Origin of the sequence: Nostoc sp. ChiVER01, assembly GCF_034531155.1 — a bacterium.
In the GTDB taxonomy this organism is placed as follows: Bacteria; Cyanobacteriota; Cyanobacteriia; order Cyanobacteriales; family Nostocaceae; genus Nostoc.
The window spans coordinates 12,506-35,110 of the sequence record NZ_JAVRBS010000017.1 but is presented as its reverse complement, the minus strand read 5'-3'; the positions used below and the strand labels follow the sequence as shown (position 1 = coordinate 35,110).

Below are 22,605 nucleotides of genomic sequence, written 5' to 3'. Positions count from 1 at the left end.
TGAAAACGCGTTTTAATTACTGGCAACTTGCTACTTTATTATCCAACTCCAGTCGCAAACTATCATCAAGGGACTTATTGGCATCTTGGGATACGTGCTAGCAACATTAGTGTTGATCAATCTCGTCGGTAAATTAGCAACTCCCTTTGCACAAGGTCTATCACCATTTAGGATTTGTCATAATTAATGCCGTTGCCTGAGAGCTATCTAATGGATAGGAGAAAAAATATCCCTGCCCATATTCACAGCTCAACTTTCTCAACATTGCTACTTGCTCTTCTGTCTCTACCCCTTCGGCGGTAACATCCACGCCTAATTTGTGTGCCAATGTAATAATTGTCTGAACAATATCTAAATTTCCATCATCAAAAATGCTCCCGCTAACAAAAGAGCGGTCTATCTTCAGCTGATTAATTGGAAAGTGGTGGAGACGACCTAATGAAGAATAGCCCGTACCGAAGTCGTCAATTGCTAACTTAATTCCTAAATTTCTCAGTTGCTTTACTCTGATGATGGCTTTATCATGGTTTTCCATAATTACGCCTTCTGTAATCTCCAGCGTCAAATTCGGTGCGGGTAGTCCAGTGTCTTGTAGAACTTTATTGATGTGCGGCAGCAAGTTTTCTTGACTGAACCTAGTAGTACAAAGATTAACATTAATGGTCAAGGGGCACTCAGCCAGATCCCCACAGGTAGAGGAAAATTGCTTTCGCCATTGCTGTATCTGACTACATGCCTCATGCAAGAGCCACTGCTCAATAAGGATAATTAGCCCGGTTTCTTGGGCAGTTGACATGAAATACTCTGGCAAAACAATACCGTGTTTTGGATGTAGCCACCGCACAAGCGCCTCAAAACCAGTTATCCTGCCGTGACTGAGTGACACTATCGGTTGATAATAAACCCGAAACTCCTGAAGCTCAATGGCTCGGCGCAGCTCGTTAACCAACTGCAAGTGTGCCATTGCTTGAATATGCATATCAGTGTTAAAAATCTCATAGCACGCCCTGCCTTGTGCCTTAGCTCGGTACATTGCAATATCGGCGTCACGCAAGTAATCTTCTGGTTGTTTACAACCTGTTATGCTTAAAGCAATGCCAATACTTGCTGTAGTAGACACTTCGTGTCCGTCTAGAACCACAGTTCGTGCGAGATTCTTTTGTATTCGCTCAACAACCGCTACCACTTCAAATACATCTCTAATTCCCACTAGCAAGATGATAAACTCGTCTCCTCCCAGGCGTGCAGCTATATCTGTAGAGCGCAAGCATTCTTGAAGCCTTTGAGCAACCGTAAGCAGTAATTGATCTCCAAATGTGTGTCCCAAGCTGTCATTGATCACCTTGAAGCGATCTAGGTCTAGAAACAAGACAGCAAATAGGTAATCTGAATGCCGTTGGGAATAATTGACGGCATCTTCTAAACGGTTTATAAATAAAGCACGATTTGGGAGTCCCGTCAGTATATCATGAAACGCAAGGTGCATCAGTTGTGACTTGGCTCGTTTATGCTCTGTAATTTCACTCAGCAATTGCTGATTTGCTTTTGCCAGTTCCACTGTGCGTTTTGCTACTTGTTCTTCAGCTTTTTTAGTTTCGCTGATATTACGCAGCAACCAACGCCAGCCTACCAACTTTTCTTGTGAGTCATACACTGGAGAAGTCCTGATACTAGCAGGAAAGGATGTACCCAACCGTGGTTTTAGGTCAATTACGCAGTCCTCTATCTGCTGCGAATTATTTATTAGGGAGCTAAATATCTGGCGGTCTTGTTGAGCAATAAATAGAATTAATGGTTTACCTACCAGATATTTTTGGCGCACAGAGAGCATAGTTGCTGCTGCATAGTTAGCCTCTAGGATCTTGCCTACGGTATTAGTTACTAAGTAACCATCTGGCGCAAAATCGAATAATCCTTTATAACGCTGGCGTTCTATCTCTGCTCGCGCTCTTGTTAGCTCTAACTCCTCTGAGGTAGTCAATAGTTCTTCCAATGCCACTTGGAGTTCATCGAAAGCCGCTATCATTAGCTCTTGTTGTGAGTTTGGTTGAGTTGCAGTACGCCGCCATATTCCTCGTACCCGCGATCGCAATTCTGCTATCTGTTGGCTAAACTCATCTACATCCATATTGCTCAAGCTGCAAAACTATGAAGCGTGGGTGTAAGTAATGATCAAATCTAAATATTAGTATCAATAAATACTAAATAACTGTCATCTATAGCAGGGTATACTTTATATTACTTACGCACTGTGTTCTTAGTTATTTGTTGTATAGCGTGAATATAAATCTTGAATCTGGTATCTTTTTTGTTAACTTGTACCTAACTGAGGGTTGGATATTTTTAATAGGTTGCCACACTTGCTACTATGAAGCCCTATAAAATACCAGTCTATACCGAGAAACTCTACAATGAACGCTGCGCTAAAACAGTTTATAACTAATTAGTGAATATTCAGAAACTCAGCAAAAACTGCTAGCGTCAAACAAAGGAAAATATCATTGTGGACGTTATAGTTTGAAAACCCGTTCTAATTACTGGCAACTGCTGCCTTATATCCGGCTCCAGTGGCGAACCCTCACCAAAGGACTTATTGGTATCTTGGGATACGTGCTGGCAACATTAGTGTTGATAAATATTGCCGGTAAATTGGCAACTCCTTTTGCCCAAGGTAATGTAGTAGCGATCGCTCAAATAACAGGCAGTTGTGCTTTAGTATTTCTTGTTCGAGGCTTGTTTCAGTCTATACAAGATATGTACATGGCAAAAGCTGCTTTGCGAGTTGCTTTTCATCTCCGTCAACAAGTCTACACACATCTTCAAAAGCTAAATCTTAGCTATTTTGAAACGGCAAAAGCTGGTGATTTATCTTACCGCCTCACCGAAGATGTTGATCGAGTTGGCGAAGTGGTAAATAAAGTATTTCACGACTTTATCCCCTGCATTTTGCAGTTGCTAGCAATTCCGATTTACATGATTTATCTGAATTGGCAACTGACATTAGCAACAGTGATAGTTGCACCATTGATAGGTATTTTAATTGGCTGGTTTGGGGAACGCTTGGGCAAATATTCCTTAAAAAGTCAAAATCGCGTATCGGGTTTATCAGCCATCCTAGCGGAAGTTTTCAACGGTATTCGTTTGGTACAGGCTTTTGCTGCCGAAAATTACGAAATTGCTCGCTTTGGCCATGAAGCAGAATGCAGTCTGAAAGCCAAATACTCAGCCGAACGCCTGAAAGCGATTCAGATTCCTATTGTTGGATTTCTGGAAGCCTTAAGTGCATTATTGTTACTGATTGTAGGAGCGTGGCAAATTTCCCAAGGTAATTTGACAGTGGCGAATTTTTTCAGTTATCTGGCGGCGGCGGCGCTGTTAATTGATCCTATTGGTCATACTACTAATAACTACAACGAATTTAAACAGGGTGAAGCATCTGTTGATCGTGTTTTTGAATTGATGGCAATTCAGCCGACGGTGATCGAAAAGGTAAATGCGATCGCTCTCCCGCAAGTTAAAGGCAAAATAGAATATCGTCATATTTCCTTCGCCTATAAACCGGGTGAAGCTGTATTAAAAGATATCAGTTTATTGGTATCACCAGGTGAAGCGATCGCTCTTGTGGGTGCTTCTGGTGCTGGTAAAAGCACATTCGTGAATCTTTTACCCCGTTTTTACGACCCGGAAGTTGGTCAAATATTAATTGACGGCGTTGATATTCGAGATGTCAAGCTGCATAGTCTGCGGCGACAAATTGGGATTGTTCCTCAAGAAACCATCATGTTTTCCGGGACAATTGCTCAAAATATCGCCTTTGGACAAGATGTTTTTGATATAGAAGCAGTTGAAGAAGCGGCAAAAATTGCTAATGCCCATCAGTTTATTACCAAACTGCCAGAAGGTTATCAGACTTGGGTGGGTGAACGTGGGGTAAACTTATCAGGTGGACAAAGACAAAGAATTGCGATCGCTCGTGCTGTTCTGCTTAATCCCCAAATCTTGATTCTTGATGAAGCGACATCAGCATTAGATTCTGAGTCAGAAGCACTGGTACAGGAAGCACTGGAAAGACTGATGGAAAAACGGACAGTATTTATTATTGCTCACCGTTTATCGACAGTTAGGAGGTGCGATCGTATTTTAGTTCTCGAACAGGGTCAAATTGTCGAATCGGGAACTCATGAAGAATTATTAGCCCTAGAGCGTTGCTATGCGCGGTTTTATGCCCAGCAGTTTAGTTAGCCAGATTAAATACTCGTTAGCTTATTACCCAAATCTAACAATCCTCGCTTCGTTGCTATACCGTCTCGGAATAAAATTCCAAGGCTAATAGCTAAAGCTCTCTAAAGCGGACTGAGTAGATGATTCTAGTCTACTGAAGTGGACTTAAGCTATCAGCCTGGAACTTCAGTTCCGGGCGGGATGTCAGTAAACACGACTATTTAACTTTGACTACCCTTTAGACTGAATTGCCTTAATTAAGTCATAAAAAGGTTGCCAATTATCTTCCTGAGCAATTGATTCCCAAATAGATTCAATCACAGGTCTTAATAATGCCGTTTTGGGATTATTAACAGCTAGAGTTTGGGTAATTATATCGATGCAATTGCTCTCCAAATCATTCAAAATTTTATGATACAGTATGCACCAATCATCAAAAAATCCTGACGCACCCGGTACTGGCACAATATCTGAACTATTCATTACAAAACCTGGATCATCTCGCCATTTCGATGAAAAAGTCCGAGCCATTTCATAAAAGAATTGGTGATAACCAACTTGGCTATCTTTCAAAAATTCAACAGTTAGATTCAACAGTTCCCCAGCTTCTGGATGTGGTAAATTTTCAAAACCTAACTTTTTCAACATCAAAGAACTGTATTCAGCTTGATAATATTCATCAAACATTGCTAATCCAGCTTCCATTTCCTCTTTATCGATAATCGCCTTTAAAGGTTCTTGGAGCATTTGTAAATTTAACTGACAAATACTTGGTTGATTACCGTAACAATAGCGCCCATAATAGTCAAAATATGCAGCTATAAAGGATGGGTTATAAGTTGGGATAAACGCGTAAGGGCCATAGTCAAAACTCTCTCCCGTAATTGACATATTGTCAGTATTTAGAACTGCATGACAAAAGCCAGCCGCCATCCACTGCGCTACTAGTTTTGCAACTCGTTTCACTAGTTCGGCGTAAAACAAGGCATATTTATTTTGTTCAGCACTTAAGTGTCGATAATACTGCTCAATTACATGGTCTAATAACTTCTTAGTTAAATCTGGACGCTGGAAAAAATGCAGTCGCTCAAAAGTGCCAAACCGAATATGAGAGCTGCTCATTCTAATCATCACACATGAGCGAGTAGGCGAAGGTTCGTCGCCTCGCCAGAGGGGTAAACCTGTTTCAATCATGCTCAGACAGCGCGAGGTACGTACACCCAATTGGTGTAATGCTTCCGCAGCCAGAACTTCCCGTACCCCACCTTTAAGCGTCAGCATACCATCGCCACCACGAGAGTAAGGCGTTCTTCCAGAACCTTTCGTGCCAAAATCGTACAATTCGCCATCAGTGGCGCGTACTTGCCCGTAAAGGAAGCCTCTACCATCACCTAACTGTCTGTTATATTCACCAAATTGATAGCCGTGGTAACGCAGCGCCAACAAGGGTTTACGCCCCTGAAATTTGCCAAAAGCTGTGATAAAATCATCATCTTTGACTAGTTGGGGATCTAAACCCAAGCGGGGTAGTAGTGCATCGTTGCGCCAACGCAAGAGGTGTTGAGGAAATTCCTCTGCTGCAACCTCATCGTAGTAGTCATCGCCTAGAGATTCCAAGGCGCTTTCGTAGTTGAGGGAGAGAAAAGGATTGCTAGAATTTTTGTAGTTTGTAGTTTCAGCCAGAGTCATTACGAGCAAAGCTTAATTCATTCTTCCCTTAATACTAGCTCTGGCTTTGGCATCAGCATAGACGCAAAAAGCGACCCATATCTAAAATATGGCAGCGCCCCCGTTAAAATCTAGAGCGCATAATGGATAAAGTTTTGCAATTAAAAAAAAACTTAACTCAATTAGCTATTTTAGACGCTACATTTGAGGTTTTTGGCTCAGAATCACACCAATATCAATTTAAACCTTGCTTGAGTGACAAGAATATTCAAGTGTTTGAATCTAAATATAATATTACGTTACCAAGTGAATATCGAAACTTTCTCTTAGAAATTGGTAATGGTGGTGCAGGGCCAGGATACGGCTTATCTGGACTATCGGCAATTGAATCTAAAGATGTCATCTCAGAAAAACTATACCCTGAAAACTACGAAATTCTCTCTAAATCATTTCCTTTCACAAAAGCATGGAATGATTTGGATTTAATTGTTAAGAATAATACAGATTTTGTTACCAATAATGATGACTACTTCGACAAGAAATTTATCCAGGGTACTCTCACCATTACAAATTATGGTTGTGGAATTTATGCGGTGTTAGTCGTTACTGGGGAGCAGTCAGGAAAAATTTGGATAGATGACCGTACTAATGATAACGGGATATATCCTGCTTCTTTGAGCTTTTGTCATGCTTTCCATGACATCAACCCTGATGATTCTTATCCAAATAGCAATGAGGAGCAGCCTTTAAGTTTTTATGATTGGTATGAAGACTGGCTCAACCGAAGTTTGGATCAAATCCGCCAGTCTTCCGAAACTTAACCTTAATTAAATAAAAACTCCGTTTTATTTTTTAGTTTGTGGTGCTGGTGCAGTAACTGCTGTTGGATTTGATGTTGGTTGTGATGCTTGTGAAGATATAATTTGTTTCACTTGCTGGTTATAAGTTTGCAAAATTGATTGAACCTGTTTCTGTTGATCTGGATTCAGATTCAAAGATGTTAACACTGTTCTGATTCTCTGACGAGATTGTAGCCCTGCCTTAAATTTAGTAGTTTGGGACGGGTTTAATAGAGCCTGAATATCCTTATCTCTTTGCTGACGGGCCGCTTGGATTTGTAGGCGCTGTTGACTTGTTAGTTTGATTTTTTGATGTGATGCAGGACTAGTCTGAGTTTTTAAGGCTGGTGGTGTAGTGGTGGGATTTGAAACTGGTTGTGCTAAGACACTTCCGTGTAAGATGGTAGCAAAAGTAAAGATAGCAGAAAGGACAGATAAGCGCTTTATAGAATTAATAGACATCTTGAAAAACTCCTCAATCATTTAATAGAATCGGGCACATCGGCTTCAGCAAACCTTGATAACTGATCCAATTAGCGAATAAAGATTACTATTGCATTTGGTTGTGGAGTTGTTGTGTATTTATTATGAATTTTCTATGAATTGATAGATGCTTATAGCTAATTTAATAAACTCATGAGAACGAAGCTATTGCATAATTGTAAATACTGTAGTTTGAACAATTTTCACCAAGCAAAAATGAGAATTTTAGCAAATTTTAAGCATTATTCACCCTATATAATTGCCTAATTGTCGTTTACAAGTAATATTTACAAATAAGTAAATTCTTAATTATTTATAGTAATTTAAATATTTTCACAATATATAGCAGTTTTTAAAATTTAGGTACTTGCCAATTAGGATTGATAAGACTTGTCATAATATGATCTTCCCATTGCCCATTAATCAATAAATAATCTCTAGCATATCCTTCAATGACAAAACCTAGTCTTTTGAGTACATTGCCACTACGTCGATTGTGAGGCATGTAATTAGCCATGACTCGATGAAAATTTAACTCCTCAAAAAGATATTGAATGGCGGCTTTTAGCCCTTCTGTCATATATCCTTTCCCTTGTTTACTCTCAGCAAGGCTATATCCCACATAGCAAAAATGAGCGGCTCCCCGGACAAAATTACTAAAATTTACAGTTCCAATAATTACGGTAGGATTTTTTTTGGTAAAAATAAATAACTTTAACGATTGACCATTAATAAATTCTAGAAAATTGCTCTCTATCTGATACTGCCAATACTCTTCAGTGAAAAACCCATCAACCCAAAGAGGGTAAAATGGAGTGAGATAGGTTTTGTTATGAATAAAGTATTTAAGAATTTGGGGTATATCTTCATGGATAGCCGCTCGTAAGAACAGGCGATCGCTTGTAATTAATGGCAGTTCGGATATCATAAATTACTTAATCGGCAAAATCTCTTCCTAAAACATTCTCTAGATTTTAAATTCTCTCATACCGTGGTTTAGCAGCAGCCAAGGCAAATAGAATTCGCACACCAATTGCATTGCTTAATGCCCAATGCTTAATCTATGAGTATTTTTACTGGTAATCTGCCATTCAACCAAAATATTGATAAGCTGATGTCTAATATCTAGAGCGGAAGGATTGAGAGCCAATGGGTGATAAAGCACAGTAAACGGCATAACTTCGATAAAATCGCTTTGCCCAAACGCTGTACCGCAGGAAATTCAACCAAAATACAGCTCAAGATTTAACCCAGTCTACAAGAAGGATAGTGATGTGGTGGGAATACGCTACGATTGGCAGGAATTAGAGATTCGGGCGATATACAACACGCCATTGCTAGAGCTGATTTATCAAGCTGCTAGCGTGCATCGCCAATATCATGACCCAACAAAAATACAAGTTTGTAAGCTTATATCTATCAAAACCGGGGGTTGCCCAGAAGATTGCAGTTACTGTGCCCAATCTTCCCGCTATAAAACAGAGGTAAAGCCGGAAGCACTCCTTGAAAAGGAAACGGTAGTTAACATTGCTCAGAAAGCGAAAGAAACTGGTGTTAGTCGCATCTGCATGGGTGCTGCTTGGCGCGAAGTGCGGGATAACTCCCAATTTGAGGAAGTCCTGGAAATGGTCAAGGATGTAACCGCAATGGGTTTAGAAGTGTGCTGCACTCTGGGTATGTTGACAGCAAATCAAGCCAGGAAATTGGAAGAAGCGGGACTTTACGCCTACAACCATAACTTAGATACCTCGCAGGAATATTACAGCACAATTATTACCACGAGAACTTATAGCGATCGCTTGAACACAATTGAGAATGTCCGTCAGACAAATGTTACTGTATGTTCCGGCGGTATCCTGGGTTTGGGCGAAACTGTTGATGACCGAGTTGGGATGTTACAAACTCTGGCAAACTTACATCCGCATCCAGAGTCTGTGCCAATTAATATTCTTTCACAAGTACCAGGCACACCTTTAGAAAATCAGCCTGATGTCCCCATTTGGGATATTGTACGGATGATTGCCACAGCCAGAATTTTAATGCCAGCTTCCGATGTGCGTCTGAGTGCAGGTAGGGCTAGACTTTCTCAAGTTGAACAAGCTTTCTGCTTTATGGCAGGAGCCAATTCTATCTTTTCTAGCGACGACAACAAAATGTTGACAGTGACTACTCCCTGTCCAGATTATGATAGCGATCAAGAAATGCTGAATTTACTCGGTTTGGGAATGCGTCCACCTTCCCAAAGACAAGAGAAGGTGGCAAGTCCGGCTGTTGTGGGATAAATCTCTTTTTGTAGGATGGGTGTCTAGCCCGTCCTTAGTAAACTGAGGGCAGGCAAGATGCCCGCCCCACAAGGGCCTTGGTTAAATTATCTTGGCAGTCCGTAGACCGAACAGCAGACCGACAGCCAAACCAAAGAACAAAGCTAAAAATCCGATGTAAGCTGCAATCGCAAACATTTATTTTTCTCCACAATACTTCCTAAATCTATTGAATCATTAGTCATTGGTCATTGGTCATTAGTTATTCTCCCCACACTCTCCACTCCCCACTCCCCACTAGCCAGATTGCGATACAATACAGCCCACGGGCGCTTGTTTAGGGGTTGGGCAATGACTTCTGTAATTAATGTAAATTTACCAGAGCAGTCTTATGAGATTGCGATTTCACCTTCGAGTTTAGATCAACTGGGTCAGCAGATGGCCAGTCTGAAGCTAGGAAAGAAGGTATTACTTGTTTCTAATCCTACTATTTTTAAGCATTTTGGGGAACGAGCAATTACATCTCTAACATCTGCTGGATTTGAAGTTGCTAGCTGTACCCTACCACCAGGGGAACGCTACAAAACCCTCAATTCCATCCAAAAACTTTACGATATCGCCTTAGAAAACCGCCTAGAACGTTCCTCTACAATGGTGGCTTTGGGCGGAGGTGTAATTGGCGATATGACTGGCTTTGCAGCCGCAACTTGGCTGCGCGGCATTAATGTTGTCCAAGTTCCTACCACTCTCTTAGCGATGGTGGATTCGGCAATTGGTGGCAAAACTGGCGTGAATCATCCCCACGGCAAAAACTTGATTGGGGCATTCCATCAACCGCGTTTGGTTTTGATTGACCCAGAAGTATTGAAAACTCTACCTATGCGTGAATTTCGCGCCGGAATGGCAGAAGTTATTAAATATGGTGTAATTTGGGATGCCGAATTATTTGCCCAGTTGGAAGCAAGTAAACGCCTCGACCAACTCCGCTATGTAAAACCTGAACTGATACACGCCATATTAACGCGCTCTTGTCAAGCTAAAGCTGATGTTGTTAGCAAAGATGAGAGAGAAGGCGGATTACGGGCGATTCTCAACTATGGACATACTATCGGTCATGCAGTGGAAAGTTTGACTGGTTATCGTTTAGTAAATCACGGTGAAGCGGTGGCCATTGGTATGGTAGCAGCCGGTCAAATTGCTGTGGAATTGGGAATGTGGCAAAATGTTGACACGGAACGTCAAAATTCTTTAATTCAAAAAGCAGGTTTACCGACTAAGTTACCGACTGGGGTAGATATTGAAGCAATTATTGACGCGTTGCAGTTAGATAAGAAAGTCAAAGCGGGGAAAGTGCGGTTCGTTTTACCAACAGAGATTGGTGTAGTAACAGTTACCGATGAAGTGCCATCAGATATCATTCGGCAAGTGTTGCAGGGAATGTGAAAAATTTGAAGAAGAATTCAGGAGTCAGAATAAAAATTAGTTACTCTGTGCTTCAAATTACGAATTACGAATTAATGAATCATGATACTCCAAGCCAAGAATCAATTAACCTTGCAAGAGTTTTTAAATCTTTCACCAGGTGAGGGAGATATAACTTATGAACTTGTTGATGGGCAAGCAATTCCTAAAATGTCACCAAAAAAATTCCACTCTAAACTTACCCGTGCCCTTCTGAATTTAATTGAGCAATGCTGTGAGGGTCAAGGAGAAGTTTGCCCAGAATTAGCTGTCGCATTAACCCGTCGAGGGCGAGACTGGATGCCAATACCAGATATTTTATATATTTCTAATGGACGTTTACCCCTTGACTGGGATCAAGAAGGAGCATGTTCTGTTCCTCCTGATTTAGTGATTGAGATTATTTCCCCAGGGCAAACCTTTGGACAAATGGCAGCTAAAGCCAAAGACTATTTAGATGCCAAGGTGTTGCGGGTGTGGGTGGTAGATAGTAAAGCGAGAAGCATTACTGTTTTTTATCCAGATGCAGCACCACAAACTTATATGGGAGAAGAATTACTTAAAGATTCTTTATTTGAGGGATTGGAATTTACTGTTGAGCAAGTGTTTCAAAAGGCAAAAATACCATTAGACACCGAATAGTAAACTTTTTACATTTACCATAATTCTTTATCATCTCAAAGCCCATCAAAATTTTAATCGGCGGTTACTACTCAAACTTTTATATCTTTAGTCAGCAACGCCCTATTTTTGAGGCTGCGGTTCTTTCTGCGATCGCTGCTGGCTATTTGTTGGTTGCAGTTTGTAAAATAAAGCTGGTAGCGTAGCTTTGCGGAAAGCACCGCAGTAGTGCATAGTCATAACCGCCTTAAAAGCCCAATGGTCTGATGGCACATCAGTAAAGGGATTTGGCAAAGTTTCTGCTTGATTATGAACACAAGCATTTAAAACTTGATTCGATTTTGCTGGAGTGTCGGTAGTAGGTTCTTGAGATTTAACAGGGGTTACAAAGCTACTAGTAGCTAGCACTACAAGTGTTGCCAAAAGTTTGGAGTTCATAATTTGAGTTTTCTAGGGATGAAAGTCTACCCTATGTTAGTTCCCAGGCTATTGCCCAGGAACTAGAATAAACTTGCTAAGATTAAGCATTAGAAAACATAGTAAGCATTACTAACATAACAACTAATGCACTAATCCAAAGAGCTAACGATCCCCAACTAACTGAATCTTTTTGTACTCTTTGCCAGAAATTGGTAACTAAGTTATTCCGAATTGCCATTTTATAACCTCCAATTTTGATTAAACTTGCACTGATTCAATTAATTAAGTCTGGATTGAGTAAATAAAAGTTAATTTTTAGGGATATCAACCTTTATTTACTGAATCCCAGAGATTAACCAACAGAGATTGAAATTAATTCATGCAGCCAGTGCCAATGCATTTATCTCAACGCATTACTAAAATCTAAAAAACGAACAAAAATTTACAAAAAGATATTTGTTGATGCTTAAATTAATTTTCCCATACGTAACTGTTTACACTCCAAAATTTGGTAATTTTGAGAAAATTCTTAACGTTATCTTAACTATGTATAAAAGTTAATGTTTTCAATCACAAACTACTTAAGTATTGACAATGTTTCGCTTTGACTCGTGATTTATCTAGACTTGAAAATATATAACTAACAGGAAAAAGGCAGGTAAATAATGGTGCAACAAATAAGACATAATGAACCGCAATATATCTGTATAATTCCAGTTGAGAGAATTACAGCCAACCAAGACGAAGAAATCATGACCTTTGGTGCATCAGCTAACGAGGCAAAAAAACATGGTGAAGAATTGTTAGCATCTACCTATGGTTGTAATCAATCACAAGTTTTAGAATTAATCCAGCAAGCACGAATTGAAGCAATAGCTCAGTGGTGTGCCCCTCAAGAGCGCAGAGCCATATAAAATCAAGGTGGTAATACCAATTCACAATGGGCTTCGCCCCGCTACGCTAACGCAATGGGCAACTCTTGGAGACGCTAAAAGCGAACGCCCCGCTATGCTAACGCAATTAAAAAACTTAGATACAGCAATGCTTTCAAGGTTTACATCTGTATCAGATTTTTCGTTAAATGATATAACTCGCACTGAACGTGAACAGGCGATGTCTACAACAAGCTATGCCTACGCATGAGGTAGTAAAGGCACTGAAATAGAAAAATTAATATAGAGAAGTGTAAAAAACAGCGCTGCACTACTAACTATATGCTACCTTTCAAAACTCTGCTACGTGTCCGACACTATGAGATGGACGCCCTTGGACATGTAAATAACGCCGTATACCAAAATTATCTAGAACAAGCGGCCATTGAGCATTCAGAATACCTGGGCTTAACTTTGGATGTATATCGGCAAGTAGGTGGCGTATTTGTCATGCGGCGAGTGGAAATTGACTATTTACGCCCAGCTGTAGCAGGCGATACCCTAGAAGTCACTACCTGGTTGAAGGAAATGCGTGGGACTCGTGCCTTGCGATGCTACGAAATTCGTAAACAAAACCAAGATAATTTGTTAGTTACGGCAGAGGCTCTATGGGTTTGGGTAGATGCACAGACAATGCGCCCACGACCAATTCCCAGTGTCATGTTAGACAAATTTTTGCAAATCCAAAACCCAGGTGTTACAAACTAAAAATGGTTTGTTATTCGCCATTTAATGAATCTTAATTCTTCTAATGAAAACAAATGATTGATTTTTTACCCAGGTAATGATGACGAGCAAGAATGCACAACTATGATGTTATAAGTGCAAAATTTAAATTTGTAGAAACTGCAATCAAAATTAGCTTAGTAAATCAGGATTTTCAAGTCAATATTATGGAGCAAAGTCAGCCACAACAGCGCCGTGTCGCCGATCAAGTATTTCAAGAATCCCTCAACCAGTTGGAGGATATTTTACAAGAAAGTTCAACTGAGGATGAAGAAATCCCCCAAGCACAACTGCATACTAGTAGTCTCAGTGAAGTCGAACTCGATCAAGACTTGACAGATATTGATTTAGCGGCTCTTGAGGACGCAGTTGCTGATATTGAACAATATCTCGAAGAAATAACAAACCCTAAAGAAAAGTTATGAGTTTTAACTCCTGTATAGACGCGATTAATCGTGTCTCTCCAAACTATTGACTTATTTGCCGCCGAGCTTCGTACAACATTAAAGCAGCTGCGATCGCCACATTCAATGATTCCACCCCAGGACTCAAAGGAATTTTTACTTGCCTGTCTGCGATCGCTGCTAATTCTGGCGACAATCCAGCACCCTCATTTCCCAGTAAAATCAGACTGGGTTTGCGCCAATCCACCTCCCAATAAGTCAAAGTCGCACTGGGTAAGGTTGCCACTACCTGCATTCCTGCCTGCTGACTTTGTTGCACTGTAGCTTTTAAATCTTCGGTTACAGCTGTTGGTAGGCGAAACCATTGCCCTGCTGAAGCCCGGATAACTTTGGGGCTGTCTAAATCTACACTATCTGCACTTACCCACAACCCGGATGCTCCAGCAGCAGCAGCAGTGCGGATCATCGTACCCAAGTTACCGGGATCTTGCACCGTTTCTAAAGCTAAGATTATACCAGTAAATGGTAGTTGAGTTTGGCATTCGCTTCGTTTTGCCGTTGCAACCACACCATCTGGTTGGACTGTGGTAGCGATCGCATCCAAGACTTCTTTACTCACAATTTCGGCGCGATCGCATCGGCTACAAGCTTCTTCCCAGAGTGAGGAGTGGGCTGCTTGCCATTCTGGAGTACAACACACTGTTTCTAGTGGGTAATTAACCGCACAGGCTTCTTCTAACAGGTGTGTTCCTTCTAGTAAAAATAACTGCTGTTTGTGCCGCTCCTTGGTGGAGTGAAGTTTGCGGATTTGCTTGACTAGGGAATTTTGTAAACTGGTCAACACGATTTTGGATTTTGGATTTTGGATTTTTGGATTAATCTAAAATCCAAACTATTGATATGCGGAACCCGGGACTTGAACCCGGAAGCCTTGCGGCACTAGAACCTGAATCTAGCGCGTCTGCCAATTCCGCCAGTTCCGCTGGCAATTTTTTATTATTACGTATTTTTCTATCTCTGTCAAGTTAAAGCATAACGCCTCGTTTAACAGGCTCAGACTAGAAAAAACTTTTTCAAGGTATTAGGTTGAATCAAAATATTAACTGAACAGTACAGCATTGATTTTTAGAAAACACTTAAGTTATTTTACTGAGTATTTAATTTAGCTTAAAACTACTACTTGCTCATTCATCTTTGCTAATTTGCTTAAATTCTCAAAATGCCTGCTGTTGCTGATTTACAGCCTGTATTTCTCACAAAAAAACAATTTTTTTATGCAATATGCCGCTCTAAAATGTGGACATTTTGAATCTTTACTGTAGAATCAAAACCAACTTCAAACATATAAAATACGTATTACTTTTGGAGGTAGGCTTATCAATCCTTCTACCAGCTTACCAGATGTCAAAATTGCTCCAGAAGCAGACTCCTCAGTCTTGCAAATCTGGGGTGGGCATCCTTTGCGAGGTCATGTGAAAATTAGCGGGGCAAAAAATGCAGCACTGGTAATCATGGCTGGAGCCTTGCTGTGTCCGGGCGATTGTCGTATCCGCAATGTTCCCTTATTGGCGGATGTAGACCGGATGGGTCAGGTATTGTCAGCTTTGGGTGTAAGCTTAACGCGGCAAGGCGATATTTTAGACATCAACGCCAGCGAAATTAAAACATCAAAAGCTCCCTACGAACTAGTTACCCAACTGAGGGCGAGTTTCTTCGCCATTGGTGCGATTCTGGCAAGATTGGGAGTAGCGCAGATGCCCTTACCAGGCGGTTGTGCTATTGGGGCAAGACCAGTTGACTTGCATGTTCGAGGACTGCAAGCAATGGGAGCGGAAGTACAAATTGAGCATGGCATTTGTAATGCCTACGTCCCTGGCAGCAGCCGGAGATTACAAGGTGCGAAGATTTATTTAGACATCGCTAGTGTCGGAGCTACGGAAAACTTGATGATGGCGGCTACCCTAGCAGAGGGCGAAACGATCATCGAAAATGCGGCCAGAGAACCGGAAGTAGTTGATTTAGCTAACTTCTGTAACGCGATGGGAGCGAAGATTAAGGGCGCGGGGACTAGCAGGATTATTATCGAAGGAGTCCCCAAGTTGCATTCTGTTGACTACAGTATCATTCCCGATCGCATTGAGGCTGGGACGTTTTTGCTGGCAGCAGCAATTACCCGTTCCGAACTTCTTCTCTCGCCAGTGGCTCCAGAACACCTTATACCAGTGATTGCCAAGCTGCGAGATATTGGGGTAACGATAATTGAGGACAAGCCTGAACACTTACGTATTCTATCGGCGGAAACTCTTAAGGCAACGGATATTGAAACTCAATATCATCCAGGTTTTCCCACAGATATGCAAGCGCCGTTCATGTCTTTGCTGACATTGGCCGAAGGCGACAGCGTAATTAACGAATCTGTCTTTGAAAATCGCTTGCGTCATGCCTCAGAGTTAAATCGCTTGGGGGCAGACATTCGTGTTAAAGGCAATGCTGCTTTCGTTCGGGGAGTACCGAAATTGTCTGGCGCACCAGTATTAGGTACAGACTTGCGAGCATCGGCAGCGCTAGTCATAGCAGGACTGGCGGCAGAAGGAAAAACCACAATTCAAGGATTACAGCACCTTGATCGCGGCTATGATCGACTTGATGTGAAGTTGCAGCAACTGGGCGCTAAAGTCCTCCGCGTGGGCGAAGTATCAGCAGATGCAGAAGTCGCTTCCACCATCAGTAGTCTGTCAACTTGAAATTGATAGGTAAAAGAAGAGGCAAGGGAGCAGAGGGGCAGAGGGGATTGAACTTGGCACATTGAACTCTCCTCTGCTCCCCTGCTCCCCTGCTCAAGGTTTTGAGAGATTTGGTGAGAAATCCGGGCTACTTCTTCATTTCCCCCTGCCCCCTGCCTCTTGGTTGAGACTGAGGCAAGAACAAGGCGAATGAGGGAGACAAGGTAAAATTTTCTCCCCTTGTTCCTTCTGACCAGCTTAGTTAAATCGTTATACTAACTGTGGGAGGCTGTTTATCTAACTAGCCAGATTCCATAGTTGTGTTTTTTTATAGCTTGCTGCACTATGTCCTTCTTTAAAACCCCGCTAATTGGTTTAAAAGCTGACTCATTTCGTCATCCATTAGACCTGGAAGCTACCAAAACGCTTAAGCAAATACCAGGCATAGATATGTTGGTGCGAAATTGGCTTGGGCCAATGGCAGAGCAGGTTTTCTATGTAGAAAATATTGCCTCCAGTATTCTAGTAGGTGAAAAGCAACTGCCCGATTTATACAAGCTGTTGTTAGATGCCTGTAAAATCCTGGATATAGAGCCTCCCCAGTTGTACGTCCGGCAACATCCGGCTCCTAACGCCTATACTTTTGCTGTGCGCGGTAAGCAGCCGTTTGTTGTATTACACACATCCCTAATTGATATTCTTACACCAGAGGAAATACAGGCAGTAATTGCCCACGAGTTGGGACATCTTAAGTGTGACCATAGTGTTTATTTGACGCCTGTAAATTTATTAATATTAGCTGCGGCGATTGTGCCCAATGTCGGAACCTTCGTTGCTCAAGCGATACAGGCACAACTTTTAGAATGGGTACGCTGTGCTGAGTTTACCTGCGATCGCGCTGCATTACTAGCAACCCAAGATCCCAAAGTTGTCATGTCAGTGCTGATGAAGCTAGCGGGTGGTTCCCCTACCTTAGCGCCACAACTGAATCTTGATGCCTTTGTTGCCCAAGCCCGCGCTTACGATGATATTAGCAAGACCGAACTAGGTGAAATGGTCAAAGCTGCCCGTACAGCCCAATTAACCCATCCAGTGCCAGTGCTACGGGCGCGAGAAATCGACCGTTGGGCAAGCAGTACAGAATATCAATCTTTAATCCAAAGTCATGGATTGAAGTCTACAAGTAATGAAGTTGCACCCAAAGGCGGATGGCGAAACTGGTAGAGCGAGTAATGAAATTTGGTTGTTTAAATTGGTTGTTTAAATTAGATGTGTTTTAGCTGACAATACTTCAGATGATTCGCTCATGAGTTGGCGCAGCCCGTCGTAGACATCGCACTTGCTAAAGTTTTTAGCCAAGCTGTGAGAGATTCACTGTAATGTAAAATACTGGTACAGCCCAAAAATCAGCTAATGACCAGGTTTCCTTACGACCAGTTCGCCAAAGACTATCTTAAAGAATTGTTACAACCATTGGGAGAAGTGGAAACAATTCGGAAAGTTCCGGCTCAAATCCGAGAGATTGATGTTTATTTTGTACCTTCGCCCCAACTGACAAATACAATAGAATTGGGGTTGTTAGGAAAATTTGCGGCTGAACCTGCATTAATTGAACCATTTAGAAATGCAGCTACAATTGCGGAAATCCGCAGTTGCATAAATAAATTGTTTGATATCTTTGCTGAATTAAAACGTCAAGCTAAAATTGATAAAAATCGGCTTGTAGAATCAGAATTACCACGTTTATGGATTTTATCACCCACGGCTTCTGAATCTATATTGGATGGTTTTAGAACTAACCTAGATGAAGAAAATTGGGGCATAGGAGTAAATTTTTTAGGGGATCATTTTAGAACAGCAATTGTGGTAATTCACCAATTACCATGTACAGAAGAAACACTATGGTTGAGAATTTTAGGTAAGGGAAGAGTCCAGCAACAAGCGATAGACGAACTAGAAACACTTCCTCAAGATAATCCCTTACGTTCCAAAGCAATTGATTTATTATTGAATTTAAAGACTACTTTAGAATTCAATCAAAATATAGACGAGGAGGACAGAGATTTAATTATGCGTTTATCACCTATTTACGAGCAGAAATTAGCAGAAGTTAAACAAGAAGGAATTCAAGAAGGAATTCAAGAAGGAATCCAAGAAGGAATTCAAGAAGGAATTCAAGCAGAACGTCGTAATGTTATAGAGAATTTGTTGAGAGTTCGTTTTGGCTCTTTAGATGCAGAACTACAAGAAATTACTGAAGCTTTATTGGCATTATCTCCAGAGGAATTTACTCCTTTATTACTGCAACTATCTAAAGAAGAATTATTAAATAGATTCCTTTAGAAGAACTCAGTCGGAGATACTGGGTTTTACAGCTTTACTAATTGGATTAAAAAACATCCCATTGCTTAACCCACAGCCTCTACCATGACAGTTGTACCCAACGACCATCGTTTTCTTCAACCCATAAATCTGTTTGAGTACGAAAAGCTAGCAAAAGAGCATCTGTCTCAAATGACGCTTGATTACTATAGTAGTGGTGCTTGGGACGAAATCACACTACAGGATAATCGTGCTGCTTTTGAGAGGCTCAAGTTGCGACCTCGTGTACTAGTCGATGTAAGCGATCGCAATCTCACTACCTCCATTTTAGGACAACCCCTGCAACTACCTTTATTAATTGCGCCGATGGCTTTTCAATGTCTAGCTCATCCAGATGGAGAAATTGCCACGGCTTTAGCTGCGGCATCAGCTGGTGTGGGCATGGTGTTAAGTACAATGGCCACAAAGAGCATTGAAGAAGTAGCCAGTGCATGTGATAAATTTCCAGATTCTCTGCGATGGTTCCAGCTTTACATCCATAAAGATCGAGGATTAACTCGTGCTTTAGTAGAAAAAGCTTATAAAGGAGGCTACAAAGCACTTTGTCTAACTGTAGATGCACCTGTTCTCGGACAGCGAGAAAGAGATAGACGTAACGAGTTTGCCTTACCCTCAGACTTACATCTGGCTAATCTCGCCACCATCTCAGGACTAGATATTTCCCATGAAAAAGGCGAGTCTGGATTATTTACCTATTTTGCCCAACAGCTAAACCCAGCAGTAACTTGGGACGATTTGGAATGGTTACAATCTTTATCTCCATTACCTTTAGTCATCAAAGGAATTTTACGGGGAGATGATGCTGTTCGGGCTGTAGAATATGGAGCCAAAGCAATTGTTGTTTCCAATCATGGTGGCAGACAACTTGATGGTGCGATCGCTTCTTTAGATGCTCTAGCTGAAATAGTAGCAGCAGTGGATGGTAAAGTAGAAGTACTGTTGGACGGAGGTATCCGTAGAGGCACAGACATTCTCAAAGCTCTGGCATTAGGAGCAAAAGCCATACTAATCGGACGACCTATTTTATGGGGACTAGCAGTAGCAGGGCAAGTTGGCGTATCTCATGTCATATCACTGCTACAAGATGAGTTAAATTTGGGAATGGCACTTAGTGGCTGCGCCAAACTACAGGATATTGACCTTAGTTTATTGGCCCTGCCACGCCTGTAAGCCTAAAAATTCTTAGACCTACATTATTCCAGCAAAACTTTGAAAATTAATTTTCAGACTTGTTACAAAATCACTTAATTAGAGTATACTAGTTAAGGTTAGATATATGGGCGGGTGGCGAAATTGGTAGACGCACCACACTCAAAATGTGGCGGCCTTGCGGTCATAGGAGTTCGATTCTCCTCCTGCCCACTAGCAAACAAGTACGAGAAAGATAAAAAACTTATGCGGCTGAAAAGATGGGAGTCTCCCCGTAAAGAAGGCAGGAATGAGAAAGGTAGAGGCGGTTCTGCAAGAAAGAGGCAACTCAAAAAACAAAGGCAAATGTTACGGCAAAGACTCAAAGAAGCTAACAAGCCAGAAAATAACAAAAACAATAAAGCAGGGGAAGATAAGTTTATCTTCCCCTTGTTTTTTGGGCTTTTATTTCAGAAAAAAAGAAAATTTAGGGATTTTTCAATATATAGACTAAAGGAAATCCAACAAATAAATTATCCAATCTTGTGGAGTGAGCCGAAAAGCACGCCTAGCTTATATGGCGATCGTGTCGCCACCCCACAATAAAATTATTGAATATTTTCTATTTGTCAGTCCCTAAATTAAATTTGTAATAAGTTTGGAAAGTCACAATAAAAAACTATTAGCCATTCTTTAAAATATACTAATTTGAATTAAACCTCTTAAGCGCATATTTACATATCCAATCGGCAAGCTGAGTGTCTGGTATTTCACCTTATGTAGTTAAAGCGAGTATAAAGCACTACGAATCTTTGTAGAAATTTCTCGCAATTGTAATGCTTGGATGAACAAACTAAAAATTAATTATGAAGGAAGTATGAATTTTGTCAGGTAGCGTCTGAAATCCCTAGCTTAAAACAGTAAACTAGGACACAGCAGCAAAATAGTTCTAATTTAACAGTTAAGTCAAAAAAAAGTATATTAAGAAAGCAATTGCATCTCCATGTGTTAACTTCCAACGATCACACAAGGCTACAAAAAGTCAGGAGTAATTTCATCTGAATTATTAAATATTCGGAATGGTCTAGGTAATCTATGGATTTTTTTCTTGGACACAGGAGTTATTGATGGTGGCAAGAGTGCTTCTACCTACTAAAAAAGTACTGGATTTTCCCATTACTGCTTTACGCTTTGACGCTCAAGTACAAACAATGCTGAAGTGGGCAAGGAGACGTGAAAGTAAAACTGTATATGTAGCCAATGTACACATGCTCATTGAAGCTCATTGGAATCCAGCGTTTGCTAGCGTACTACGAAATGCAGACATAGTTACTCCTGATGGTATGCCTCTGGTATGGATGATGCGAAAGATGGGAGCGCTTCATCAAGACCGTGTGGCAGGAATGGATATCTTTCTAGCATTGTGTCACCTAACTCAAACACAAAATCTTAGTATTTTCTTTGTGGGTTCCCAAACAGAAGTTCTTTCTCGGATGCGAAAAAGGTTAGAACAGGAATTTCCGCAGATGAATATTGCGGCGATGGAACCTCTACCCTTTCGCCCTCTGACAGAAATTGAAGACGAAGCTTTGGTTCAAAAGATTAACTCTAGTGGTGCTAGCGCTGTATTAGTATCTCTAGGATGCCCTAAGCAAGAAAATTGGATAGCTCAACATAAAGGTAAAATACAAGCTGTAATGATTGGACTGGGTGGAGTTTTCCCAGTTTATGCAGGAATTCACAAGCGGGCACCCCGCGTAGTTCGAGACTTAGGCCTTGAATGGCTGTATCGATGGATTCAAGAACCACGCCGACTTTGCGGCCGCTACGCTAAAACTATTCCACTATTTATATGGCTAGCGATGAAGCAACTATTATCATCAAGTCGTATTGCAGCAGTCTTCCTTCACGAGACTGGGGATTAAGAAAAAGCAAAGCTAACATGTATTCTGTGGAACACAACATTATTAAGATACATATAAACTCAGTAACCAAAAAAGCAAAAATTTGATGTTGTCTTAACCACTGATTAGCAAACTTATATACCACTCAAAACTATAAAGTATAAGTAACATGTCGTTTTATATAAAAATTCAATAGGCTGGCTTATGAGTAAATTTTATGCTAATAGTTTCTTGAATTACTGCAAATTTAGGAGAAGATTGTGGTAGACTCTTCTATGAAGAATTACTTAAGCTAAAAAATATTTTCTTCACGATAATCATTGCCTTACTTAGTTTTTATGTTATTTTCTGAGTAAAAAATCTTGATTATAACTAAAACCTAAATAAAATAAGGTGTAGTTGATTAGCGTGAAAATAAATAACTCACATGCT

22 protein-coding genes and 2 tRNA genes are annotated in these 22,605 nt (G+C 40.9%); 16 read left to right on the top strand and 8 right to left on the bottom strand.

Annotation, left to right across the window (positions count from 1 at the left end; genetic code table 11):
• Window positions 1–160: 160 nt before the first annotated feature.
• Window positions 161–2,128 (bottom strand): putative bifunctional diguanylate cyclase/phosphodiesterase, encoded by a 1,968-nt coding sequence (locus RMY00_RS21420; protein WP_322649467.1) that lies wholly within the window; start codon window positions 2,126–2,128, stop codon window positions 161–163.
• A 389-nt stretch (window positions 2,129–2,517) separates the two neighbouring features.
• Between RMY00_RS21420 and RMY00_RS21415 the strand changes: the two genes are divergently transcribed.
• Window positions 2,518–4,242 carry an ABC transporter ATP-binding protein gene (locus RMY00_RS21415; protein WP_322649466.1) on the top strand — a complete coding sequence of 575 codons (1,725 nt, stop codon included), beginning with the start codon at window positions 2,518–2,520 and terminating at the stop codon, window positions 4,240–4,242.
• 210 nt (window positions 4,243–4,452) lie between these two features.
• Here RMY00_RS21415 and RMY00_RS21410 read toward each other — a convergent pair whose 3' ends face one another.
• The gene (locus RMY00_RS21410) at window positions 4,453–5,910 is read right to left on the bottom strand and encodes a protein adenylyltransferase SelO (RefSeq protein ID WP_322649465.1); all 1,458 of its coding nucleotides are present in this window, start codon (window positions 5,908–5,910) and stop codon (window positions 4,453–4,455) included.
• Between the two features lie 122 nt (window positions 5,911–6,032).
• On the opposite strand from RMY00_RS21410, the gene RMY00_RS21405 reads away from it, so the two are divergent.
• Window positions 6,033–6,710 (top strand): SMI1/KNR4 family protein, encoded by a 678-nt coding sequence (locus tag RMY00_RS21405; protein ID WP_322649464.1) that lies wholly within the window; start codon window positions 6,033–6,035, stop codon window positions 6,708–6,710.
• 24 nt (window positions 6,711–6,734) lie between these two features.
• On the opposite strand, the gene RMY00_RS21400 is transcribed toward RMY00_RS21405, so the two are convergent.
• Window positions 6,735–7,190, bottom strand: coding sequence for a hypothetical protein (locus RMY00_RS21400; RefSeq protein ID WP_322649463.1), 456 nt, complete (start codon window positions 7,188–7,190; stop codon window positions 6,735–6,737).
• A gap of 373 nt (window positions 7,191–7,563) precedes the next feature.
• Window positions 7,564–8,139: a GNAT family N-acetyltransferase gene (locus tag RMY00_RS21395; protein WP_322649462.1), complete on the bottom strand. Its 576-nt coding sequence runs from the start codon at window positions 8,137–8,139 to the stop codon at window positions 7,564–7,566.
• Between the two features lie 346 nt (window positions 8,140–8,485).
• Between RMY00_RS21395 and bioB the strand changes: the two genes are divergently transcribed.
• Window positions 8,486–9,493, top strand: coding sequence for a biotin synthase BioB (gene bioB / locus RMY00_RS21390; protein ID WP_322649461.1), 1,008 nt, complete (start codon window positions 8,486–8,488; stop codon window positions 9,491–9,493).
• An 81-nt stretch (window positions 9,494–9,574) separates the two neighbouring features.
• Here the strand turns inward: bioB and petL are convergent, their stop codons facing one another.
• Entirely contained in the window at window positions 9,575–9,670 is a 96-nt protein-coding gene (gene petL, locus RMY00_RS21385; RefSeq protein WP_109007553.1) for a cytochrome b6-f complex subunit PetL, read from the bottom strand.
• A gap of 153 nt (window positions 9,671–9,823) precedes the next feature.
• Between petL and aroB the strand changes: the two genes are divergently transcribed.
• On the top strand, window positions 9,824–10,915 hold the full coding sequence (gene aroB / locus RMY00_RS21380; protein ID WP_322649460.1) for a 3-dehydroquinate synthase: 1,092 nt from the start codon (window positions 9,824–9,826) through the stop codon (window positions 10,913–10,915).
• An 81-nt stretch (window positions 10,916–10,996) separates the two neighbouring features.
• The gene (locus tag RMY00_RS21375) at window positions 10,997–11,575 is read left to right on the top strand and encodes a Uma2 family endonuclease (protein ID WP_322649459.1); all 579 of its coding nucleotides are present in this window, start codon (window positions 10,997–10,999) and stop codon (window positions 11,573–11,575) included.
• A 102-nt stretch (window positions 11,576–11,677) separates the two neighbouring features.
• Here the strand turns inward: RMY00_RS21375 and RMY00_RS21370 are convergent, their stop codons facing one another.
• Window positions 11,678–11,992 carry an S-layer protein gene (locus tag RMY00_RS21370; RefSeq protein WP_322649458.1) on the bottom strand — a complete coding sequence of 105 codons (315 nt, stop codon included), beginning with the start codon at window positions 11,990–11,992 and terminating at the stop codon, window positions 11,678–11,680.
• Between the two features lie 647 nt (window positions 11,993–12,639).
• On the opposite strand from RMY00_RS21370, the gene RMY00_RS21365 reads away from it, so the two are divergent.
• The 4 genes from RMY00_RS21365 (at window position 12,640) to RMY00_RS21350 (ending at window position 14,057) form a co-directional block, all read left to right on the top strand.
• Window positions 12,640–12,888, top strand: coding sequence for a hypothetical protein (locus RMY00_RS21365; RefSeq protein ID WP_322649457.1), 249 nt, complete (start codon window positions 12,640–12,642; stop codon window positions 12,886–12,888).
• Between the two features lie 7 nt (window positions 12,889–12,895).
• On the top strand, window positions 12,896–13,117 hold the full coding sequence (locus RMY00_RS21360) for a hypothetical protein (RefSeq protein WP_322649456.1): 222 nt from the start codon (window positions 12,896–12,898) through the stop codon (window positions 13,115–13,117).
• 71 nt (window positions 13,118–13,188) lie between these two features.
• Window positions 13,189–13,614 (top strand): acyl-CoA thioesterase, encoded by a 426-nt coding sequence (locus RMY00_RS21355; protein ID WP_196529058.1) that lies wholly within the window; start codon window positions 13,189–13,191, stop codon window positions 13,612–13,614.
• Between the two features lie 92 nt (window positions 13,615–13,706).
• Entirely contained in the window at window positions 13,707–14,057 is a 351-nt protein-coding gene (locus RMY00_RS21350) for a hypothetical protein (protein WP_322649455.1), read from the top strand.
• 43 nt (window positions 14,058–14,100) lie between these two features.
• Here the strand turns inward: RMY00_RS21350 and RMY00_RS21345 are convergent, their stop codons facing one another.
• On the bottom strand, window positions 14,101–14,880 hold the full coding sequence (locus RMY00_RS21345) for an RNA methyltransferase (RefSeq protein WP_322649454.1): 780 nt from the start codon (window positions 14,878–14,880) through the stop codon (window positions 14,101–14,103).
• A 57-nt stretch (window positions 14,881–14,937) separates the two neighbouring features.
• Window positions 14,938–15,019 (bottom strand) — tRNA-Leu (locus tag RMY00_RS21340).
• A 393-nt stretch (window positions 15,020–15,412) separates the two neighbouring features.
• Between RMY00_RS21340 and murA the strand changes: the two genes are divergently transcribed.
• The 7 genes from murA (at window position 15,413) to RMY00_RS21305 (ending at window position 22,194) form a co-directional block, all read left to right on the top strand.
• Window positions 15,413–16,780, top strand: a complete 1,368-nt coding sequence (murA, locus tag RMY00_RS21335; protein ID WP_322649570.1) for a UDP-N-acetylglucosamine 1-carboxyvinyltransferase — start codon at window positions 15,413–15,415, stop codon at window positions 16,778–16,780.
• Between the two features lie 324 nt (window positions 16,781–17,104).
• Window positions 17,105–17,983, top strand: a complete 879-nt coding sequence (locus RMY00_RS21330) for a M48 family metallopeptidase (RefSeq protein ID WP_190733027.1) — start codon at window positions 17,105–17,107, stop codon at window positions 17,981–17,983.
• A gap of 189 nt (window positions 17,984–18,172) precedes the next feature.
• Window positions 18,173–19,102, top strand: coding sequence for a hypothetical protein (locus RMY00_RS21325; protein WP_322649453.1), 930 nt, complete (start codon window positions 18,173–18,175; stop codon window positions 19,100–19,102).
• Window positions 19,103–19,186: 84 nt separating this feature from the next.
• Entirely contained in the window at window positions 19,187–20,311 is a 1,125-nt protein-coding gene (locus RMY00_RS21320; protein ID WP_322649452.1) for an alpha-hydroxy acid oxidase, read from the top strand.
• Window positions 20,312–20,419: 108 nt separating this feature from the next.
• Window positions 20,420–20,503 (top strand) — tRNA-Leu (locus tag RMY00_RS21315).
• Window positions 20,504–20,536: 33 nt separating this feature from the next.
• A complete protein-coding gene (locus RMY00_RS21310) occupies window positions 20,537–20,875 on the top strand; it encodes a hypothetical protein (protein ID WP_322649451.1) in 339 nt (112 codons plus the stop codon).
• Window positions 20,876–21,396: 521 nt separating this feature from the next.
• On the top strand, window positions 21,397–22,194 hold the full coding sequence (locus RMY00_RS21305) for a WecB/TagA/CpsF family glycosyltransferase (protein WP_322649450.1): 798 nt from the start codon (window positions 21,397–21,399) through the stop codon (window positions 22,192–22,194).
• Window positions 22,195–22,605: the final 411 nt, after the last annotated feature.